The organism is Pseudoxanthobacter sp. M-2 (assembly GCF_046156265.1).
In the GTDB taxonomy this organism is placed as follows: Bacteria; Pseudomonadota; Alphaproteobacteria; order Rhizobiales; family Segnochrobactraceae; genus CAMDHY01.
The window spans coordinates 40,842-55,251 of sequence record NZ_JAWDIR010000046.1 but is presented as its reverse complement, the minus strand read 5'-3'; the positions used below and the strand labels follow the sequence as shown (position 1 = coordinate 55,251).

Genomic DNA, 14,410 nt, shown 5'->3' with positions numbered 1-14,410 from the left:
AGGACTTTCCGCCCCCGACGCGCTAAAAGAAGGGCACCGACGGCTTCCCGTCCCCCTCCTCCCCACCTGAACGAGTGATCCCATGACCGCGTCTCTCTTCATCGACGGCCGCTGGACGGCCGGGTCCGGCACGCGCCGCGGCACCGTCTTCGATCCGGCGACCGGTGCCGCCACCGGCGAGGTCGCCTTCGCCGAGAAGGCCGATCTCGATGCGGCGCTCGCCGCCGCCCAGAAGGGCTTCGAGGTGTGGCGGGCGACCTCGCCGTTCGAGCGCGGCAAGGTGCTGCGAAAGGCGGCCGACGCGCTGCGCGCCCACGCCGACGAGGCCGCCCAGGCGATCACCCGCGAGCAGGGCAAGCCGGTGGCCGAGGCGAAGGTCGAGGTGCTGATCTCCGCCGACCACATCGACTGGAACGCCGAGGAGGGCCGCCGCGCTTATGGGCGCCTGATCCCGGCCCGCGCGGCTTCGGTGACGCAGGCCGTGGTGATGGAGCCGGTCGGGCCGGTTGCCGCCTTCAGCCCGTGGAACTTCCCGGTCAGCCAGCTCGTCCGCAAGCTCGGCGGCGCGCTCGCCGCCGGCTGCTCGATCATCGCCAAGGCGCCGGAAGAGACGCCAACGTCGGCGATGATCCTGGTGAAGTGCTTCGAGGAGGCCGGCGTGCCGGCCGGTGTCATCAACCTCGTGTTCGGCGTGCCGGCGGAGATCTCCGAGTACCTGATCCCGTCGCGGGTGATCCGCAAGATGTCGTTCACCGGCTCGGTGCCGGTCGGCCGCCATCTCGCGGCGCTGACGGCGCAGCACCTGAAGCGGATGACGCTCGAGCTCGGTGGCCACGCGCCGCTGATCGTCTGCGACGACGTCGACGTGGCGCTCGCGGCCAAGACGAGCCTCGCCATGAAGTTCCGCAACGCCGGCCAGGTGTGCATCTCGCCGACGCGCTTCCTCGTCCAGGACGCCGTCTATGACCGCTTCGTCGATGCCTTCGCGGAAGGTGCGGCGGCGCTGAAGGTGGGCGCCGGCATGGCCGAGGGCACGCAGATGGGCCCGCTCGCCAACAGCCGCCGCGTCGACGCCATCGAGGGCTTCGTGCGCGACGCCGTCGAGCACGGCGCCACCGTCCGGACCGGCGGCGAGCGCATCGGCAACCAGGGCTACTTCTTCCAGCCGACGGTTCTGACCGACGTGCCGCTGTCGGCGCGCATCCAGAACGAGGAGCCGTTCGGGCCGGTCGCGGTGGTGTCGCGCTTCGGCGACCTCGACGCCGCCGTGAAGGAGGCGAACCGCCTCGACTTCGGCCTCGCCGCCTACGCCTTCACGACGCGCGCCGACCGGGTGAACAAGCTGTCGCGCGAGGTGGAGAGCGGCATGGTGTCGATCAATCACGCCGGCCTCGCCATGCCCGAGACGCCGTTCGGCGGCATCAAGGACTCCGGCCAGGGCAGCGAAGGCGGCATCGAGGGCCTCAACGCCTACCTGCAGCCGAAGTTCGTCAGCGTCCAGACCGGCTGAGGCGCGTCTCGCCCGCCCCTCCCCAGGGGCGGGCGCCGTCGCCATTGGCTACCGCTCGTCCGCCTCGCCGAAGGCGGCCTGGAAGGCCGCCTGCATGTCGCGCCTGAGAGCACGGGCGGCGGCCGCGTGCGGAGCGGCGCGGCGGGCGATGAGGCGGAACTCGTTCTCGGTGCGGAAGAGATCCGGGCGCACGGCGGCGAGTTCGCCGCGCGCCACCCAAGCCCCGGCGTAGTGCGGCGGCAGGAAGCCGAGATAAGCGCCGGAGAGCACGAGCAGGACGCGAGCGTCGAGATTGCTCGCCGACGCCCTGAGCGGGAAACCGTCGACCATCGCCGCGAAGACCGGGTCGTCGGTGACGGCCGGCTTCACCAGCGCGTGCGTGCGGACGAGGTCGGCGGGCGCGTCGGCCAGCGCAAACAGCGGGTGGTCGCGGCCGCAATAGAGCACGAGCTCCTCGCGGAACAGCGGCACCGTCTCGAGTTCGGCCAGCGCCCGCGGCAGCACCGAGATGCCGAAGTCGGCGCGCCCGTCCAGCACCGCCGCCTCGACGCCGCCCGGCGTCGCCGATTCGAGCGTCAGCGCGACGCGCGGGTGGCGGCGGGCGAAGGCGCCGAGTGCGGTGGCGATCGGTTCTGCGGCGACCGAGACGATGTTGTCGACGAGGAAGACGGTGACGGCGCCCCCGAGCCGGCCGGTCGCCGTGGCGACGCGGTCGCCGAAGGCGGCGAGGTCGTCGAAGAGCTGGCGCGCCGCCGCGTAGACCGCCTGGCCTTCCGCGGTGAGGGCGAAGCCGCCGCGGCCGCGGGTGCAGAGCGTCGCGCCGAGCCGCTGCTCGAGACCGGAGATGTCGAGGCTGATCGCCGACTTCGACTTGTCGAGCACCACCTCGGCCGGGCCGAAGCCGCCGTGCTCGACGACGACGCGGAAGACCTTCAAGAGGCGCAGGTCGACGTCGGAGACGGCGCCGCGGAAGCCACGGCCCGGCGCGACGGGGCCTGCGGCCGCATTGTCGCTGCGCTCATCCACCGGCAGGGCCGCCTCCGCATCACTGGTCGCCGGCAACGACAGTCCACCACCGGCTGCCACGCGGCAAGAGCGGTTGCCGGCCCGTCGCCGGCTCATCCGGCAGGACCTCGAAGCTGCCCCTTGCCAGGACGGCGCGCCGCATGCTTCTCGTCTCGGCCCGCCGGCATCGGCGGAGGGATAGGGAGCGGCACGACATGCAGATCGCTTGCGAGGATGGTCGCGTGTTCCTCGCGCCGGCCGGGCGCACGGCGCTCGTCGCCATCGACATGCAGCGCGACTTCCTCGAGGACGGCGGCTTCTGCGCCGCGGCGGGCGACGACGTGGCGCTGCTGCGCACGGCGATCCCGAAGGTCGCGGCGCTGTCGGCCGCCGCGCGGCGGGCCGGCTGGACGCTGATCCACACCCGCGAGGGCTACGCGCCCGACATGTCCGACGCCTCGGCGATGAAGCGGGAGCGCAAGGTCGCCGGGCGGGACGGCCCGCTCGGCCGCTTCCTCATCCGCGGCGAGGCCGGCCACGACTTCATCCCGGAGCTCATGCCGCACCAGGGCGAGATCGTCGTCGATAAGCCCGGCTTCGGCGCCTTCCACCGCACCGACCTGCAGGCGAAGCTCACCGCGCTCGGCATCGACCGGCTGATCCTCTGCGGCATCACCACCCAGTGCTGTGTGCAGTCGACGATGCGCGAGGCGGTCGATCGCGGCTTCTACTGCCTGACGGTCGCGGACGCCTGCGCCGCCTTCGAGCCGGCGGTGCACGCGGCGGCGCTGACGCTGATCCGCGCCGAGAACAACCTGTTCGGCTGGATCGCCGACACCGAGGCGGTGGTGGCCGCAGCGGGCAGCTCGTCCGCCGCGGCCTGAGCCCCTCCCCCGTCGCCCCCCGTGCCCCCGCCCTCCCGGATCGTCTGCCTTGGCGGCGCCGCCGTCGATCGCGTCTACCGTCTCGCGGGGCCGGCGGTGGCGGGCACGTCGAACCCGGCGACCGTCGGCGGCAGCCCCGGCGGGGTGGCGCGCAACGTCGCCGAACTGCTGGCGCGGCTCGAGACGCCGGTGTCGCTCGTCTCGGTCATCGGCGACGACGAGGGCGGCCGGTCGCTGCTCGCAGATCTCGCCGCCCTCGGCGTCGACACGGCGGGGACAGTGGCGATCGCCGGCGCGGCGACGGCGGAGTACGCGGCCGTCACCGATCCCGATGGCGACCTCGTGATCGGGGTCGCGGCGATGGCCGTGCTCGACCGGCTGGATGCGGCACTGGTGACGGCAAACACGGACCGCCTCCGGGCCGCCGACTGGGTGTTCGCCGATTGCAACGCCGCCGCCGACGGGCTGGCCGCTCTGATCGCGCTGAGACGAGGAGCCGGTTTCCGCCTCGCCGTCGATGCGGTGTCGACGCCGAAGGTGCGGCGCCTGCCGGCGGATCTCGCCGGCGTCGACGTCTTGTTCCTGAACGCCGACGAGGCGCGCGCCCTGATCGGTATGGGGGAATCAGAGGCCATGACGGCCGGGCCGGCCGCCCTCGCGGATGCCGTGCTGGCGCGGGGCGCAGGGGCGGTCGTGCTGACCCTCGGAGCGGATGGGGCGCTGGTCACGGACTCTGCCGGGACCGTGGCGGTGCCGGCGGCGCCGGCGACCATCGCCGAGGTGACCGGCGCCGGCGACAGCCTGATCGCCGCGACGCTGTGGCGGCTCGCGGCCGGTGACGAGCTTGACGCCGCCGTGCGCTTCGGCTCGGCTCTCGCGGCCCTGACGCTGGAGGCGACCGGCAGCGTCCGCCGCGATCTGCCGCGTGAGGCGCTTGCAGCGACGGTGGCGGCACGGGCGGCGAGCCTGCCGCCGAACACGAGGATCGCATGACGACGCCGAACGATTTGCTGCCGAACGACTTGCTGGCCGTGCATCCCGAGGTCGCCGAGGCGCTGGCCGCCGGCCGGGCCGTGGTGGCGCTGGAATCGACCATCGTCACCCACGGCATGCCGTTCCCGCAGAACCTCGAGACGGCGCGGGCAGTGGAGGCGGTAGTTCGGGCGGGTGGCGCCGTGCCGGCGACGATCGCGGTATTCGACGGCCGCATCGTGGTCGGGCTCGACGAGGCGGCGCTGACGCGGGTGGCCGAAGCCGGGGCGACCGCGGCGAAGGCCTCCCGCCGCGACCTCGCGGTGCTGCTCGCATCCCGCCGCCTCGCCGGCACGACGGTCGCCACCACGATGATGGCGGCGGCGATGGCCGGCATCCGCGTCTTCGCCACAGGCGGTATCGGCGGCGTCCACCGCGGCGCCGAGGCGAGCTTCGACGTCTCGGCGGACCTGCGCGAGCTCGGTCGGACGCCGGTGGCGGTCGTCTGCGCCGGCGCGAAGTCGATTCTCGACATCCCGAAGACACTGGAGGTTCTGGAGACCGAGGGCGTGCCGGTGATCGGCTATCGCACCGACGCCTTCCCGGCCTTCTTCGCCCGCGACAGCGGCGAGCGCGTGCCGCACCGCCTCGACGGGGCGGGCGAGATCGCGGCTGCCGCGGCCCTGCACTGGCGGCTCGGCGGCGGCGGCGTGCTCGTCGCCAACCCGATCCCGGAGGCGGATGCGCTCTCCGGCTCGGAGATCGACGCCGAGATCGCCCGCGCGGTGGCCGAGGCGCAGACGGCCGGCGTCGCTGGCAAGGACGTGACCCCGTTCCTGCTCGATCGCCTCAACGCGCTCACCGCCGGCCGCAGCCTGACGGCGAACATCGCGCTCGTGAAGAACAACGCCACGCTGGCGGCCGAGATCGCCGCGGGGCTCGCCGGCGGCTGAGGCCTCGCCTACTTCCCGAACACGATCCCCCAGCCCATGCGGACGGCGGTGACGAACAGGAAGGCGGCGAACAGCAGCTTCAGCGAGCGCTGCGGGATCATGTGCGCGACCCGCGCACCCACGGACGGCAGCAGCAGGCCGGCCGGCAGCAGCAGCGCGAAGGCGACCAGGTTGACGTAGCCGATCGAGAACGGCGGCCGGCCCGCCACGTCGAGGCCGTTCACCACGAAGCCGATGGCGCCGGGGATGGCGATGATCGGACCGAGCGCCGACGCGGTGCCGACAGCGTTGCGGATCTGGTAGCCGACGGCGGTCAGGATCGGCACGCTGAGCGTGCCGCCGCCGATGCCCATCAGGGTCGAGAAGCCGCCGATGAAGAAGCCGATCACGTGCTTCACGACGGCGTTCGGGAAGCCGTCCGTGACCTGGCCGCCGTTGCGACGGAGGAACATGTCGAGGGCGACGATGAGGGCGATCACCGCGAAGACGCCCGACAGCACCTTGCCGTCGACATGGCGGGCGATGACGACGGCGACGAGCACGCCGGCAAAGGCGAGCGGGCCCCAGCTGCGGATGAGCTTCCAGTCGACCGCGCCGCGCTTCGAATGGCTGCGGGCGGACATGAAGCCGGTCGGGATGATCGTCATCAGCGAGGTGCCGACCGCCATCTGCATGGCGAGTGACGGCGGCAGGCCCATGAAGGTGAACATCTGAAACATCACCGGCACCGTGATGATGCCGCCGCCGACGCCGAGCAGGCCGGCGGCGAAGCCGGCGACGGCGCTCGCCGCCGCGAGCGCACCAATCCACAGGGCGAGCGACGCCGGATCGAGGGCTTCCATAGACACGGCTCCGGGTTAGCTTGGGCGCACGGGGGGAGGACCCGGGCGCTCTTCGGGCAGATGCGGGATGGACCCGCTGGGAGGGCGACGGCACGCCGGTGCGGTTTCGCCGCCCCTTGGGAGAAGGACGGGAATTCAATGTTGACCGGGCGGCTCATCGAGTATGACGAGGCGGGCGAGGACGTACGCCGGATTTACGACGACATCAAGCAGTCTCGTGGCGTCAAGGACGTCAACAACTTCTGGAAGGCTCTTGCGAACCATCCGCCGACATTGGTTCGCACTTGGGAGAGCCTGAAGGAGGTGATGGCTCCCGGGGCGCTCGATGCTCGCACGAAGGAGATGATCTACCTTGCGGTCTCGATCAGCAATGCCTGCGAGTACTGTATCCGCTCGCACGCCCGCGGCGCGGCGAAGCAGGGCATGACGGCGGAGATGTTCGCCGAGCTCGTCGCCGTCGTCGGCATGGCGAACGAGACGAACCGCCTCGTCGCTGCCTGGCAGGTGCCGGTCGACGAGGCCTTCGCGGGCACGCTGCAGTTCTGAGGCGGGGTGTGGAGCAAGGGTGGTGGGCGGGAGGGCATGGCTGCCGCTGAACTCGGACCTTGCGGATTTGCAGAGGCAGAGGCTGGGAAAATGGCGAGCGTCCGTGCACCACACCTTCCTGCTCGTCCCTCTCCGTAGTCATTCCCGGCCTTGTGCCGGGAACCCATGCGACGCCGGCCCACCCCCCCCTTCGCGAGGCCCTTCCCTGCCGAAGCGAATGGGTTCCCGGCACAAGGCCGGGAATGACCCCGATAGAGGGAGGGAGTGTGAGGCGGCCCGCGGCTTCGGGATGGGTGAGGGGCGATGTACAGTGCCGGCATGGCGGCCGGCGATTCGGCCCAGGATGCAAGCGGCCGGTCGCAGGCGCGACGGGGGACGGCCGGGGCGAGTTGAACGGTCCCAAGGGGAGACACGAGCCATGATGAGCGTGCCGTTCTTCGGGTGCGCCTTGGCGATGCTGGCGGTCTGGGCGGGCCGGCGCTGGATCGCCGTCGGGCTGTGGGCGATCTCGCTGATCGCGCTCGGCGTGCTGTTCCGCCTGCACGTCACCGACAGCCTGCCGCTCGACTTCTGAGGCGCGCCATGTCCCCCGACATCTCCCGCGCCCTCAACATCGCCGGGCTGTTCGCGGTCTCGGCGATCCTGCTGGTCGCCTTCTGGGACCAGTTCGCCAATGCCGAACTCCCCTGCCCGCTCTGCCTGCTGCAGCGGGCGGGCTTCGTCTGCGCGGCAATGGGGCTCGCCCTCAACATCCGCTTCGGTCCGCGGCCGAGCCACTACGCGATCGTCGTGCTGTCCTCGCTCGTCGGGGCGACGGCGGCGGTCCGGCAGGTGCTGCTGCACGTCGCCCCGAACACCGGCGCCTACGGCGAGGCCCTGTTCGGGCTGCATTTCTACACCTGGGCCTTCGTGGTGTTCGTCGCGATGGTCGCCGGCAGCGCGGTGATGCTGCTGTTCGACCGGCAGTTCGAACCGCCGCGGCCGGCGGGCCTGCCGAAGCTCGGCGCTGCGGCGCTGGCGCTCGCCGGCCTGCTGGCGCTCGGCAACGGCCTGTCGACCGTGCTCGAATGCGGCGGCGGCCTCTGCCCGGACAACCCCGCCGGCTACCAGTTGCTCGATCCCGCGGCGCCGGCTCCGCCCGGCTGACCCAAGGCCTGCGGACGGCCGCGCGGTTGCCACCCGCGGGGCGGTCCGCTATACGCCGTCGATCCCCACGAACCCCCGAGTCCGACCGATGAAGAGCGATACCATCGCCGTCTGCGCGATCGCCAAGAACGAGGGGCCCTACCTCCTCGAGTGGATCGCCCACAGCAAGGTCATCGGGTTCGAGAAGATCATCATCTACGACAACGAGAGCACCGACCACGGTCCGGCGATGCTGAGGGCGCTCGCCGCCGCGGGCGAGATCGACCTCAACACCTGGGTCTGGCCGAAGGACGCCGAGACGGGCCCGCAGGTGCCCTGCTACACCGCCGCCGTCGAGAAGTACCGAGACGAGATCGAGTGGATCGGCTTCATCGACATCGACGAGTTCCTCGTCCTCAAGAACCACGACAACGTCCGCCACTTCGTCGAGGACTACAGCGAGGCGAACGGCATCGCCATCCACTGGAAGCTGTTCGGCTCCGACGGGCACAAGAAGCGCAACGACGACATGCTGGTGTCGGAGCGCTTCACGCGCTGCGAGGACGTCGCGCGCAATCCGCTGTTCGGCCGCTCGGCGAAGAGCATCTGCCGCATCGACAAGATCGTGCGGGTGAAGCCGCACTTCTGCATCCTGTCGGAAGGGCTCTACTTCAACGAGAAGAAGCGGGCGATCCAGCCGAAGCGGCAGCCCTTCGGCACCCACGAGATCGCGCAGATCAACCACTACTTCACGAAGAGCTACGAGGAGTGGCTGGTGAAGGCGGAGCGCGGCCGGCCGAGCCGCTCGCTGTCGGCGGAGGACAAGTTCCGCGCCATCGAGGAATTCCGCAAGTTCGACCGCAGCCACGTCGTCGACACCTCGATCGAGAAGTATCGCGAGGCGACGAAGGCCGAGATGGCGCGGCTGAAGGCCGTGATCGCCGCCGTCCCGGCCGCCTGAGGGCGGCCATCCTCCCGGCCGGCCTTGACTAGCCTGCTGCGCGGAACGCCCGCCAGCCGCCGAAGTCGGTGATCTCGCGGGCCGCCTCGAGGCCGCCCGGCTCGCACAGGAAGCCCGGCGCCTCGCTGCCGTCGTCGAGCCGGACCTTGCCGATGCCGAGCGGCGCCGGGATCGCCGCCACGAACGGTCCGAAGGCCTCGGCCGGCAGCGACCACAGCTCCACCGCGATCCCCGGCCCCGCGAAGCCCGGCGCCCGCACCAGCCCGGGCTTCGGCGGCACGGTGCCGTCGAGGGCGTAGAGACGGTAGTCCGGCGCCGTCCGGCAGGCACGCTCCAGCACCCCGCCCCGCGCCACGAGATCGCCGTTCAGCGGCTCGCCGGTGAGATGCGCGCCGACGACGACGATCGGCAGCCTTGCCGCCGCAGCGGTGATGCCCGATGCGGCTGCGGGCGCCTGCGGCGGCGCCAGGCTGCCGATGGCGTCGATGCCCGGACCACAGCCACCGTTGCGGTGCAGGCGGTCGGCGAGCGCCACGAGCGCGTCGTCGTGGAAGGCCGGCGCCACCAGCATCACGCCGACGGGCAGGCCGTTCGCACGGAAGCCCGCCGGCACTGCGACGGAGCAGCAATCGAGAAGGTTGGCGAAGTTGGTGTAGATGCCGAGGTTGGCGTTGAGGCGGATCGGGTCGGCCAGCACGTCGGCGACCCGGTAGGTGGTGGGCGTCGTCGGCAGGAGCAGCACGTCCATCCGCGCCCACTCGGCCTCGGCGCGCCGGCGCAATTCGGCGAGGCGGTAGAGGCCGCGGAAGGCGTCGGCCGCGCTCATCGTCAGCGCCCAGCCGAGGATGGTGTGGACGGTCGGATCCATCGCCGCGCCGTGCTCGCGGTAGAACGGCTCGATGGCGGCGAGCCGCTCGGCGACCCACGGGCCGGCGTAGAGGTAGTCGGCCGTCTCGCGGAAGGGGCGGTAGTCGATGGCAACAGTGCGGTGGCCGGCGGCGGTCATCCGGGCGATGGCCGCGTCGTAGGCGGCCTCGGCCTCGGCGTCGCCGAAGAATTCGCGGTCGGCGCCGGCGAGCACGCCGACGCGCAGCGGCCCGCCCGGCAGCGCCTGCTGCGTCGCCTCCCGGCAATAGGCGTCGCCGGCGTCGAGGCCCTCGGCGAGGCGGCGGACCGCCGTGGCGTCGTCGATCGTGGTGGCGAACACCGAGACGCAATCGAGGGTACGGCAGGCCGGCAGCACGCCGGTGGTGGGCAGCAGCCCGAGCGAGGGTTTCACGCCGACGATGTTGTTGAAGGCGGCCGGCACGCGGCCGGAGCCGGCGGTGTCGGTGCCGAGCGAGAACGGCACCTGGCCGGAGGCGACGGCGACGGCCGAGCCCGAGCTCGAGCCGCCGGAGACGTAGTCGGCGTCGAACACCGAGCGCGGCGCGCCGTGTGGCGAGCGGACGCCGACGAGGCCGGTGGCGAACTGGTCGAGGTTGGTCTTGCCGATCGGGATAGCGCCCGCCGCCCGGAGCCGGGCGACGACGGTGGCGTCGCGCTCCGGGGTGAAGGCGAAGGCCGGGCAGGCGGCGGTGGTCGGCACGCCGGCGACGTCGATGTTGTCCTTCACCGCGAACGGCACGCCCCAGAGCGGCCGGCCGTCGCGGGGTCCGAGTTCCGCCACTTCGGCGAGGAGGTCGGCGCGGTCGCGCACAGCAATCCAGGCGGCCGGGTCGCCGGCGGCGATGCGGGCGAGCACGAGGTCGATCGCATCCGCGGGCGTCAGCCGGCCGCTCGCGAAGGCGTCGAGGAAGTCGAGGATCGACGGCACGCGCGGCAGCGTCACGGCCGCGCCCCGGTGCTGCGGGGAGGCGGGTTCGGCACGACGGCGGTCGTGGCGGGATCGACGGAAACGGGACGCAAGACGGTCTCCCCACAGCGGCGACGCGGCGAAGCGCCAGACGTGTTGTACACAATAGGCGGAAAAGAGATCAGAAAATAGTCACGCACAAGGGTTCAGCGACATCAGGCATCCGGGGGCACCGGCGTGATGCTCCGCAGCCCGCTTTCGTGGCTCGACCGCCATCCCGCGGCCGGTAGCGGTTGAAACTCCACGGGAAGTGGGGCACGGATCGTGCGCCGACGTTTGCGGCGAGACGGGAGGAGCCCCGCCATGCGACAGACCGACCTCCCCGCCCGCGACCAGCTGAAGTCCGACATCGCCCGACGCAGCGACGCCTACTTCCTCAAGACGGCGGCGATCGTTGCGGCGCACGGCGACTGCCGCGCCACCTATGCGGTGTTCCTGCGCACCGACTGCATCGTCGCGGTCGACCGTGCCGTCGAGCTGCTGCACGAGCTCTACCCGGCCGACGCCACCTGGCCGATCGAGGTGCGGCGCACTGCACCGGAAGGCACCATCCTCGCGTCCGGCCGGCCGCTCCTCTACGTCAGCGGCAGCATGACGGCGCTGGCGCCGCTCGAGACGCTGCTCCTGCAGCGCATCGGCTTTGCCTGCGTCTCGGCGATGAACGCCTTCACCATGTGCCAGGCGATGCCCAAGGCCTCGTTCATCGCGATGGAAGCGCGCCACTGCACCGGCGACGACATGCACCTCGCCTGCGCCTACGGGGCGAGCGTCGGCTCGCGCACCGCGCAGCTGATGGGCGCCGTCGCCTTCATCGGCACCTCGACGGCGATCGCCGCGCCGCTGTTCGGCGCCACTGAAGGGCTCGGCACCATGCCGCACGCCCTGATCGGCTACGCCAAGGCGCGCATCCTCGCCCGCGGCGGCGATCCGGATGTGGAAAGCGCCACGCTCGAGGCGGCGAAGCTCTATGCCGAGACCTTCCCCGACGAGACGACCTACACGGTTCTGGTCGACTATGACGGGCGCGAGATCACCGACGCGCTGGCGGTGTGCCACTGGTTCTACAGCGAGGCGCAGCTGCAGGATCGCGGCAAGAAGCTCGCCTTCCGCATCGACACCCACGCCGGCCGCCACCTCGAGGGCCTCGACTGGGGCGGCTCGGTGGAGACGCTTTTGCGCTGGACCCACAAGGGCACGCCGGGTGAGGTCGCCAAGCTCGCGCTCCAGGGCTTCATGATCGACGACCTCGACGGGCTGTCGTCCGACGAGATCCGCGACAAGTGCCTGTTCGGCACGGGCGTCACGGCGGCGAGCATCGTGCGGTTCCGCAAGGCGCTCGACGATGCCGGCTACAAGACGCCGACGATCGTCGCCTCCAGCGGCTTCGACGTCCTGAAGTGCCGCGTCTTCGGCAATCTCGGCATCCCGGTCGATGTCGTCGGCACCGGCAGCTTCATCCCGGCGAAGATCAACCGCACCCACGCCACCGCCGACATCGTGCGCTACGAGATGCCGGACGCCGACGGAAACCTGGTGCCGTTCGACCTCGTCAAGGTCGGCCGCGAGCATCTCCTGATGGGCGTCGGCCGGCTTTCGCCGGAGCCCCGCGAGCGCTGACCACATCGGCGTTGACAGAGCCGGGGCCCCGGCCTCAAACTGTTCGTATACAAACAATCGGAGGGGTCCGATCATGCGCACTCTCGTCGATCGCCGTCGCTTCAACCTCCTGCTCGGGGCCGGCGTCGCCGCCGGTGCGCTGGGCGCCCGCATGCCGCGCGCCCGCGCCGCCGGCAAGATCACTGTGCTGAACTGGCAGGGCTACGGCACCGACGAAAGCTGGGCCCTGAAGCTGTTCGCGGAGCAGACGGGCATCGAGGTGGTGCACGACTACTTCAACTCCGAGCAGGAGATGTTCACCAAGCTGCGCACCAACCCCGGCGCCTACGACGTCGCGCTGATCAACAGCGCCTGGACGAGCCGCATCGCCGAGGAAGGCCTGCTCAACCCGATCGACTTCGCCACCGTGCCGAACTCCGCCGACCTCGACCCGCTGCTGCGTGACAGCTCGAACTTCGCCTTCGACGGCAAGTCCTACGGCGTCGCCTGGGTGTGGGGCATGAACGGCCTCGGCGTCCGCAAGGACAAGGCCGCCGGCGCGCAGTCGCTCGAGGTGCTGTGGTCGCCTGAGGCGGTCGGCCGCGTCGCGCTCTATGACGACGCCATCACCGAGGTCGGCATCGCCGCCCTCCTCTTCGGCGAGAGCATCAACGACCCGAAGGACATGAAGGCGGTCGTCGAGAAGCTCAAGGCGATGAAGCCGAACGTCAAGCTGATCTGGTCGAGCGAGGACCAGTGGAACAAGGCGTTCTCCGCCGGCGAGTTCGACTACTCGATCTACTGGTCGGGTGCGGCCGGCCGCTCGCAGAAGACGTTCAAGCTGCCGGTCGACTTCATCGTGCCGAAGGAAGGCGCGATCGGCTGGCTCGACGGCCTGTCCGTGCCCGCCTCGGCGCCGAACAAGGCGGAGGCGGTGTCGTTCATCAACTACATGATCGACCCGAAGTTCTACGTGCAGTGGGCGACCGAGGTCGGCGCGCCGGCGTCCGCGAACGCCAAGGCGATGGAGCAGCTGCCGGCGGACGACCCGCAGAAGCTCATCCACAAGACCGAGTACCTGAAGAACCTGCAGTTCATGTCGCCGATGCCCGACGACCGCCGCCAGGCCTTCGTCGACGCCTGGGAAGAGGTGAAGGCGTTCTACGCCACCTGAGGCGCGAGCGCGCTCAAAGGCACAGACATCCGACAGGGCGCCGGCTGACAGGCCGGCGCCACACTCCCCCGGCGGCAGGCGAGGCAGGCATGAGCGAGCCGCAGAGCGGCGCGCCGGCACGGCGCGGCCTATCCCCCGGCGCCGTCACGGCGGCGCTGGTGACACCGGCCTATCTGTGGCTGACGGTGGCGATCTTCCTGCCGCTCGTCGCCATGCTGGTGTTCTCGTTCCTCACCGCCGCGCCGTTCGGCAACCGCGCCGTCTCGTTCACCGGCGCCCACTATCTCGTCTTCTACAACCGGCCCTACCTCGTCGAGGTGGCGCTGCGCTCGCTGGCGCTCGGCGCCTGGACGACCGGCATCTGTGCCCTGATCGGCCTGCCGGCGGCGCTCGCCTTGTCGCGGGCCTTCCGCGGCCGCACCCGCGAGGTGCTGTTCTTCCTGGTCATCCTGCCGTTCTGGACGAACGGACTTGTGCGAGTGTTCTCGTGGACCATGGTGCTGCGCGAAAACGGCATCCTCGACGACCTGATCCGTACGGTCTGGGCGGGGGCGCCGTCGATCGGCATCCTCTACAGCTATCCGGCGATCGTCGTCGGGCTGGTGCACGCCTACCTGCCCTACATGATCCTCACCTGCTACCTCTCGGTCGTCGCCATCGACGACGAGATCCTGGAAGCAGCGCGCAGCCTCGGTGCCCGCGCCCCGGTGGTGTTCGGCAAGATCGTGCTGCCGCTCGCCGCCCCCGGCCTGATCGCCGGCTCGGTGCTGATCTTCGTGCCGGTGATCGGCTCGTTCATGGAACCACGCATCCTCGGCGGCACGGCGGGCGTCACCATCGGCACCGTCATCGAGGACCAGTTCACCCAGGCCTTCAACTGGCCGCTCGGCTCGGCGCTCTCCTTCATCATGCTGGCGGTCGTGCTCGTCGTCTTCGCCGTGTTCTCGCGCGCCCTGCGCGGCCGCCTGACGCTGTCGTGAGGGCGGC

The 14,410-nt window shown here is 71.1% G+C and carries 14 protein-coding genes; 11 read left to right on the top strand and 3 right to left on the bottom strand.

What is annotated here, in order from left to right:
• Positions 1 to 82: 82 nt before the first annotated feature.
• Complete coding sequence (locus RUR49_RS23155) at positions 83 to 1,510, top strand: NAD-dependent succinate-semialdehyde dehydrogenase (RefSeq protein ID WP_409148816.1); 1,428 nt, start codon at positions 83 to 85, stop codon at positions 1,508 to 1,510.
• 48 nt (positions 1,511 to 1,558) lie between these two features.
• Here the strand turns inward: RUR49_RS23155 and RUR49_RS23150 are convergent, their stop codons facing one another.
• Entirely contained in the window at positions 1,559 to 2,572 is a 1,014-nt protein-coding gene (locus RUR49_RS23150) for a LysR family transcriptional regulator (RefSeq protein WP_409148815.1), read from the bottom strand.
• Between the two features lie 158 nt (positions 2,573 to 2,730).
• On the opposite strand from RUR49_RS23150, the gene RUR49_RS23145 reads away from it, so the two are divergent.
• From RUR49_RS23145 to RUR49_RS23135, 3 genes are read left to right on the top strand one after another with little or no spacing between them, the layout of a single operon-like run.
• Positions 2,731 to 3,399, top strand: coding sequence for a cysteine hydrolase family protein (locus RUR49_RS23145; RefSeq protein ID WP_409148814.1), 669 nt, complete (start codon positions 2,731 to 2,733; stop codon positions 3,397 to 3,399).
• 21 nt (positions 3,400 to 3,420) lie between these two features.
• The gene (locus RUR49_RS23140) at positions 3,421 to 4,392 is read left to right on the top strand and encodes a carbohydrate kinase family protein (protein ID WP_409148813.1); all 972 of its coding nucleotides are present in this window, start codon (positions 3,421 to 3,423) and stop codon (positions 4,390 to 4,392) included.
• The gene (locus RUR49_RS23135; protein ID WP_409148812.1) at positions 4,389 to 5,324 is read left to right on the top strand and encodes a pseudouridine-5'-phosphate glycosidase; all 936 of its coding nucleotides are present in this window, start codon (positions 4,389 to 4,391) and stop codon (positions 5,322 to 5,324) included. Before RUR49_RS23140 ends, RUR49_RS23135 begins: the two co-directional genes overlap by 4 nt.
• Before the next feature lie 8 nt (positions 5,325 to 5,332).
• On the opposite strand, the gene RUR49_RS23130 is transcribed toward RUR49_RS23135, so the two are convergent.
• Positions 5,333 to 6,166 carry a sulfite exporter TauE/SafE family protein gene (locus RUR49_RS23130; protein ID WP_409148811.1) on the bottom strand — a complete coding sequence of 278 codons (834 nt, stop codon included), beginning with the start codon at positions 6,164 to 6,166 and terminating at the stop codon, positions 5,333 to 5,335.
• A gap of 138 nt (positions 6,167 to 6,304) precedes the next feature.
• On the opposite strand from RUR49_RS23130, the gene RUR49_RS23125 reads away from it, so the two are divergent.
• The 4 genes from RUR49_RS23125 to RUR49_RS23110 all read left to right on the top strand — a co-directional run bounded on the left by RUR49_RS23125 (position 6,305) and on the right by RUR49_RS23110 (position 8,798).
• Positions 6,305 to 6,712 (top strand): carboxymuconolactone decarboxylase family protein, encoded by a 408-nt coding sequence (locus RUR49_RS23125; RefSeq protein ID WP_409148810.1) that lies wholly within the window; start codon positions 6,305 to 6,307, stop codon positions 6,710 to 6,712.
• A 418-nt stretch (positions 6,713 to 7,130) separates the two neighbouring features.
• On the top strand, positions 7,131 to 7,286 hold the full coding sequence (locus RUR49_RS23120; protein ID WP_409148809.1) for a DUF5993 family protein: 156 nt from the start codon (positions 7,131 to 7,133) through the stop codon (positions 7,284 to 7,286).
• 8 nt (positions 7,287 to 7,294) lie between these two features.
• A complete protein-coding gene (locus tag RUR49_RS23115; RefSeq protein WP_409148808.1) occupies positions 7,295 to 7,858 on the top strand; it encodes a disulfide bond formation protein B in 564 nt (187 codons plus the stop codon).
• A gap of 88 nt (positions 7,859 to 7,946) precedes the next feature.
• Positions 7,947 to 8,798: a glycosyltransferase family 92 protein gene (locus tag RUR49_RS23110; protein WP_409148807.1), complete on the top strand. Its 852-nt coding sequence runs from the start codon at positions 7,947 to 7,949 to the stop codon at positions 8,796 to 8,798.
• Between the two features lie 28 nt (positions 8,799 to 8,826).
• Here RUR49_RS23110 and atzF read toward each other — a convergent pair whose 3' ends face one another.
• Complete coding sequence (atzF, locus tag RUR49_RS23105; protein WP_409148806.1) at positions 8,827 to 10,629, bottom strand: allophanate hydrolase; 1,803 nt, start codon at positions 10,627 to 10,629, stop codon at positions 8,827 to 8,829.
• A gap of 327 nt (positions 10,630 to 10,956) precedes the next feature.
• On the opposite strand from atzF, the gene RUR49_RS23100 reads away from it, so the two are divergent.
• The 3 genes from RUR49_RS23100 (at position 10,957) to RUR49_RS23090 (ending at position 14,403) form a co-directional block, all read left to right on the top strand.
• Entirely contained in the window at positions 10,957 to 12,270 is a 1,314-nt protein-coding gene (locus RUR49_RS23100; RefSeq protein WP_409148805.1) for a hypothetical protein, read from the top strand.
• 73 nt (positions 12,271 to 12,343) lie between these two features.
• On the top strand, positions 12,344 to 13,423 hold the full coding sequence (locus tag RUR49_RS23095; RefSeq protein WP_409148804.1) for a PotD/PotF family extracellular solute-binding protein: 1,080 nt from the start codon (positions 12,344 to 12,346) through the stop codon (positions 13,421 to 13,423).
• Between the two features lie 89 nt (positions 13,424 to 13,512).
• Positions 13,513 to 14,403: an ABC transporter permease gene (locus RUR49_RS23090; RefSeq protein WP_409148803.1), complete on the top strand. Its 891-nt coding sequence runs from the start codon at positions 13,513 to 13,515 to the stop codon at positions 14,401 to 14,403.
• Positions 14,404 to 14,410: the final 7 nt, after the last annotated feature.

What these genes read in the sequence shown, in the direction of transcription:
- RUR49_RS23115 (WP_409148808.1), top strand. Translation starts at nt 7,295, where the DNA reads ATGTCCCCCGACATCTCCCGCGCCCTCAACATCGCCGGGCTGTTCGCG.
- RUR49_RS23155 (WP_409148816.1), top strand. Translation starts at nt 83, where the DNA reads ATGACCGCGTCTCTCTTCATCGACGGCCGCTGGACGGCCGGGTCCGGC.
- RUR49_RS23120 (WP_409148809.1), top strand. Translation starts at nt 7,131, where the DNA reads ATGATGAGCGTGCCGTTCTTCGGGTGCGCCTTGGCGATGCTGGCGGTC.
- RUR49_RS23095 (WP_409148804.1), top strand. Translation starts at nt 12,344, where the DNA reads ATGCGCACTCTCGTCGATCGCCGTCGCTTCAACCTCCTGCTCGGGGCC.
- RUR49_RS23130 (WP_409148811.1), bottom strand. Translation starts at nt 6,166, where the DNA reads ATGGAAGCCCTCGATCCGGCGTCGCTCGCCCTGTGGATTGGTGCGCTC.
- RUR49_RS23090 (WP_409148803.1), top strand. Translation starts at nt 13,513, where the DNA reads ATGAGCGAGCCGCAGAGCGGCGCGCCGGCACGGCGCGGCCTATCCCCC.
- RUR49_RS23110 (WP_409148807.1), top strand. Translation starts at nt 7,947, where the DNA reads ATGAAGAGCGATACCATCGCCGTCTGCGCGATCGCCAAGAACGAGGGG.
- RUR49_RS23145 (WP_409148814.1), top strand. Translation starts at nt 2,731, where the DNA reads ATGCAGATCGCTTGCGAGGATGGTCGCGTGTTCCTCGCGCCGGCCGGG.
- RUR49_RS23125 (WP_409148810.1), top strand. Translation starts at nt 6,305, where the DNA reads ATGTTGACCGGGCGGCTCATCGAGTATGACGAGGCGGGCGAGGACGTA.
- RUR49_RS23100 (WP_409148805.1), top strand. Translation starts at nt 10,957, where the DNA reads ATGCGACAGACCGACCTCCCCGCCCGCGACCAGCTGAAGTCCGACATC.
- RUR49_RS23135 (WP_409148812.1), top strand. Translation starts at nt 4,389, where the DNA reads ATGACGACGCCGAACGATTTGCTGCCGAACGACTTGCTGGCCGTGCAT.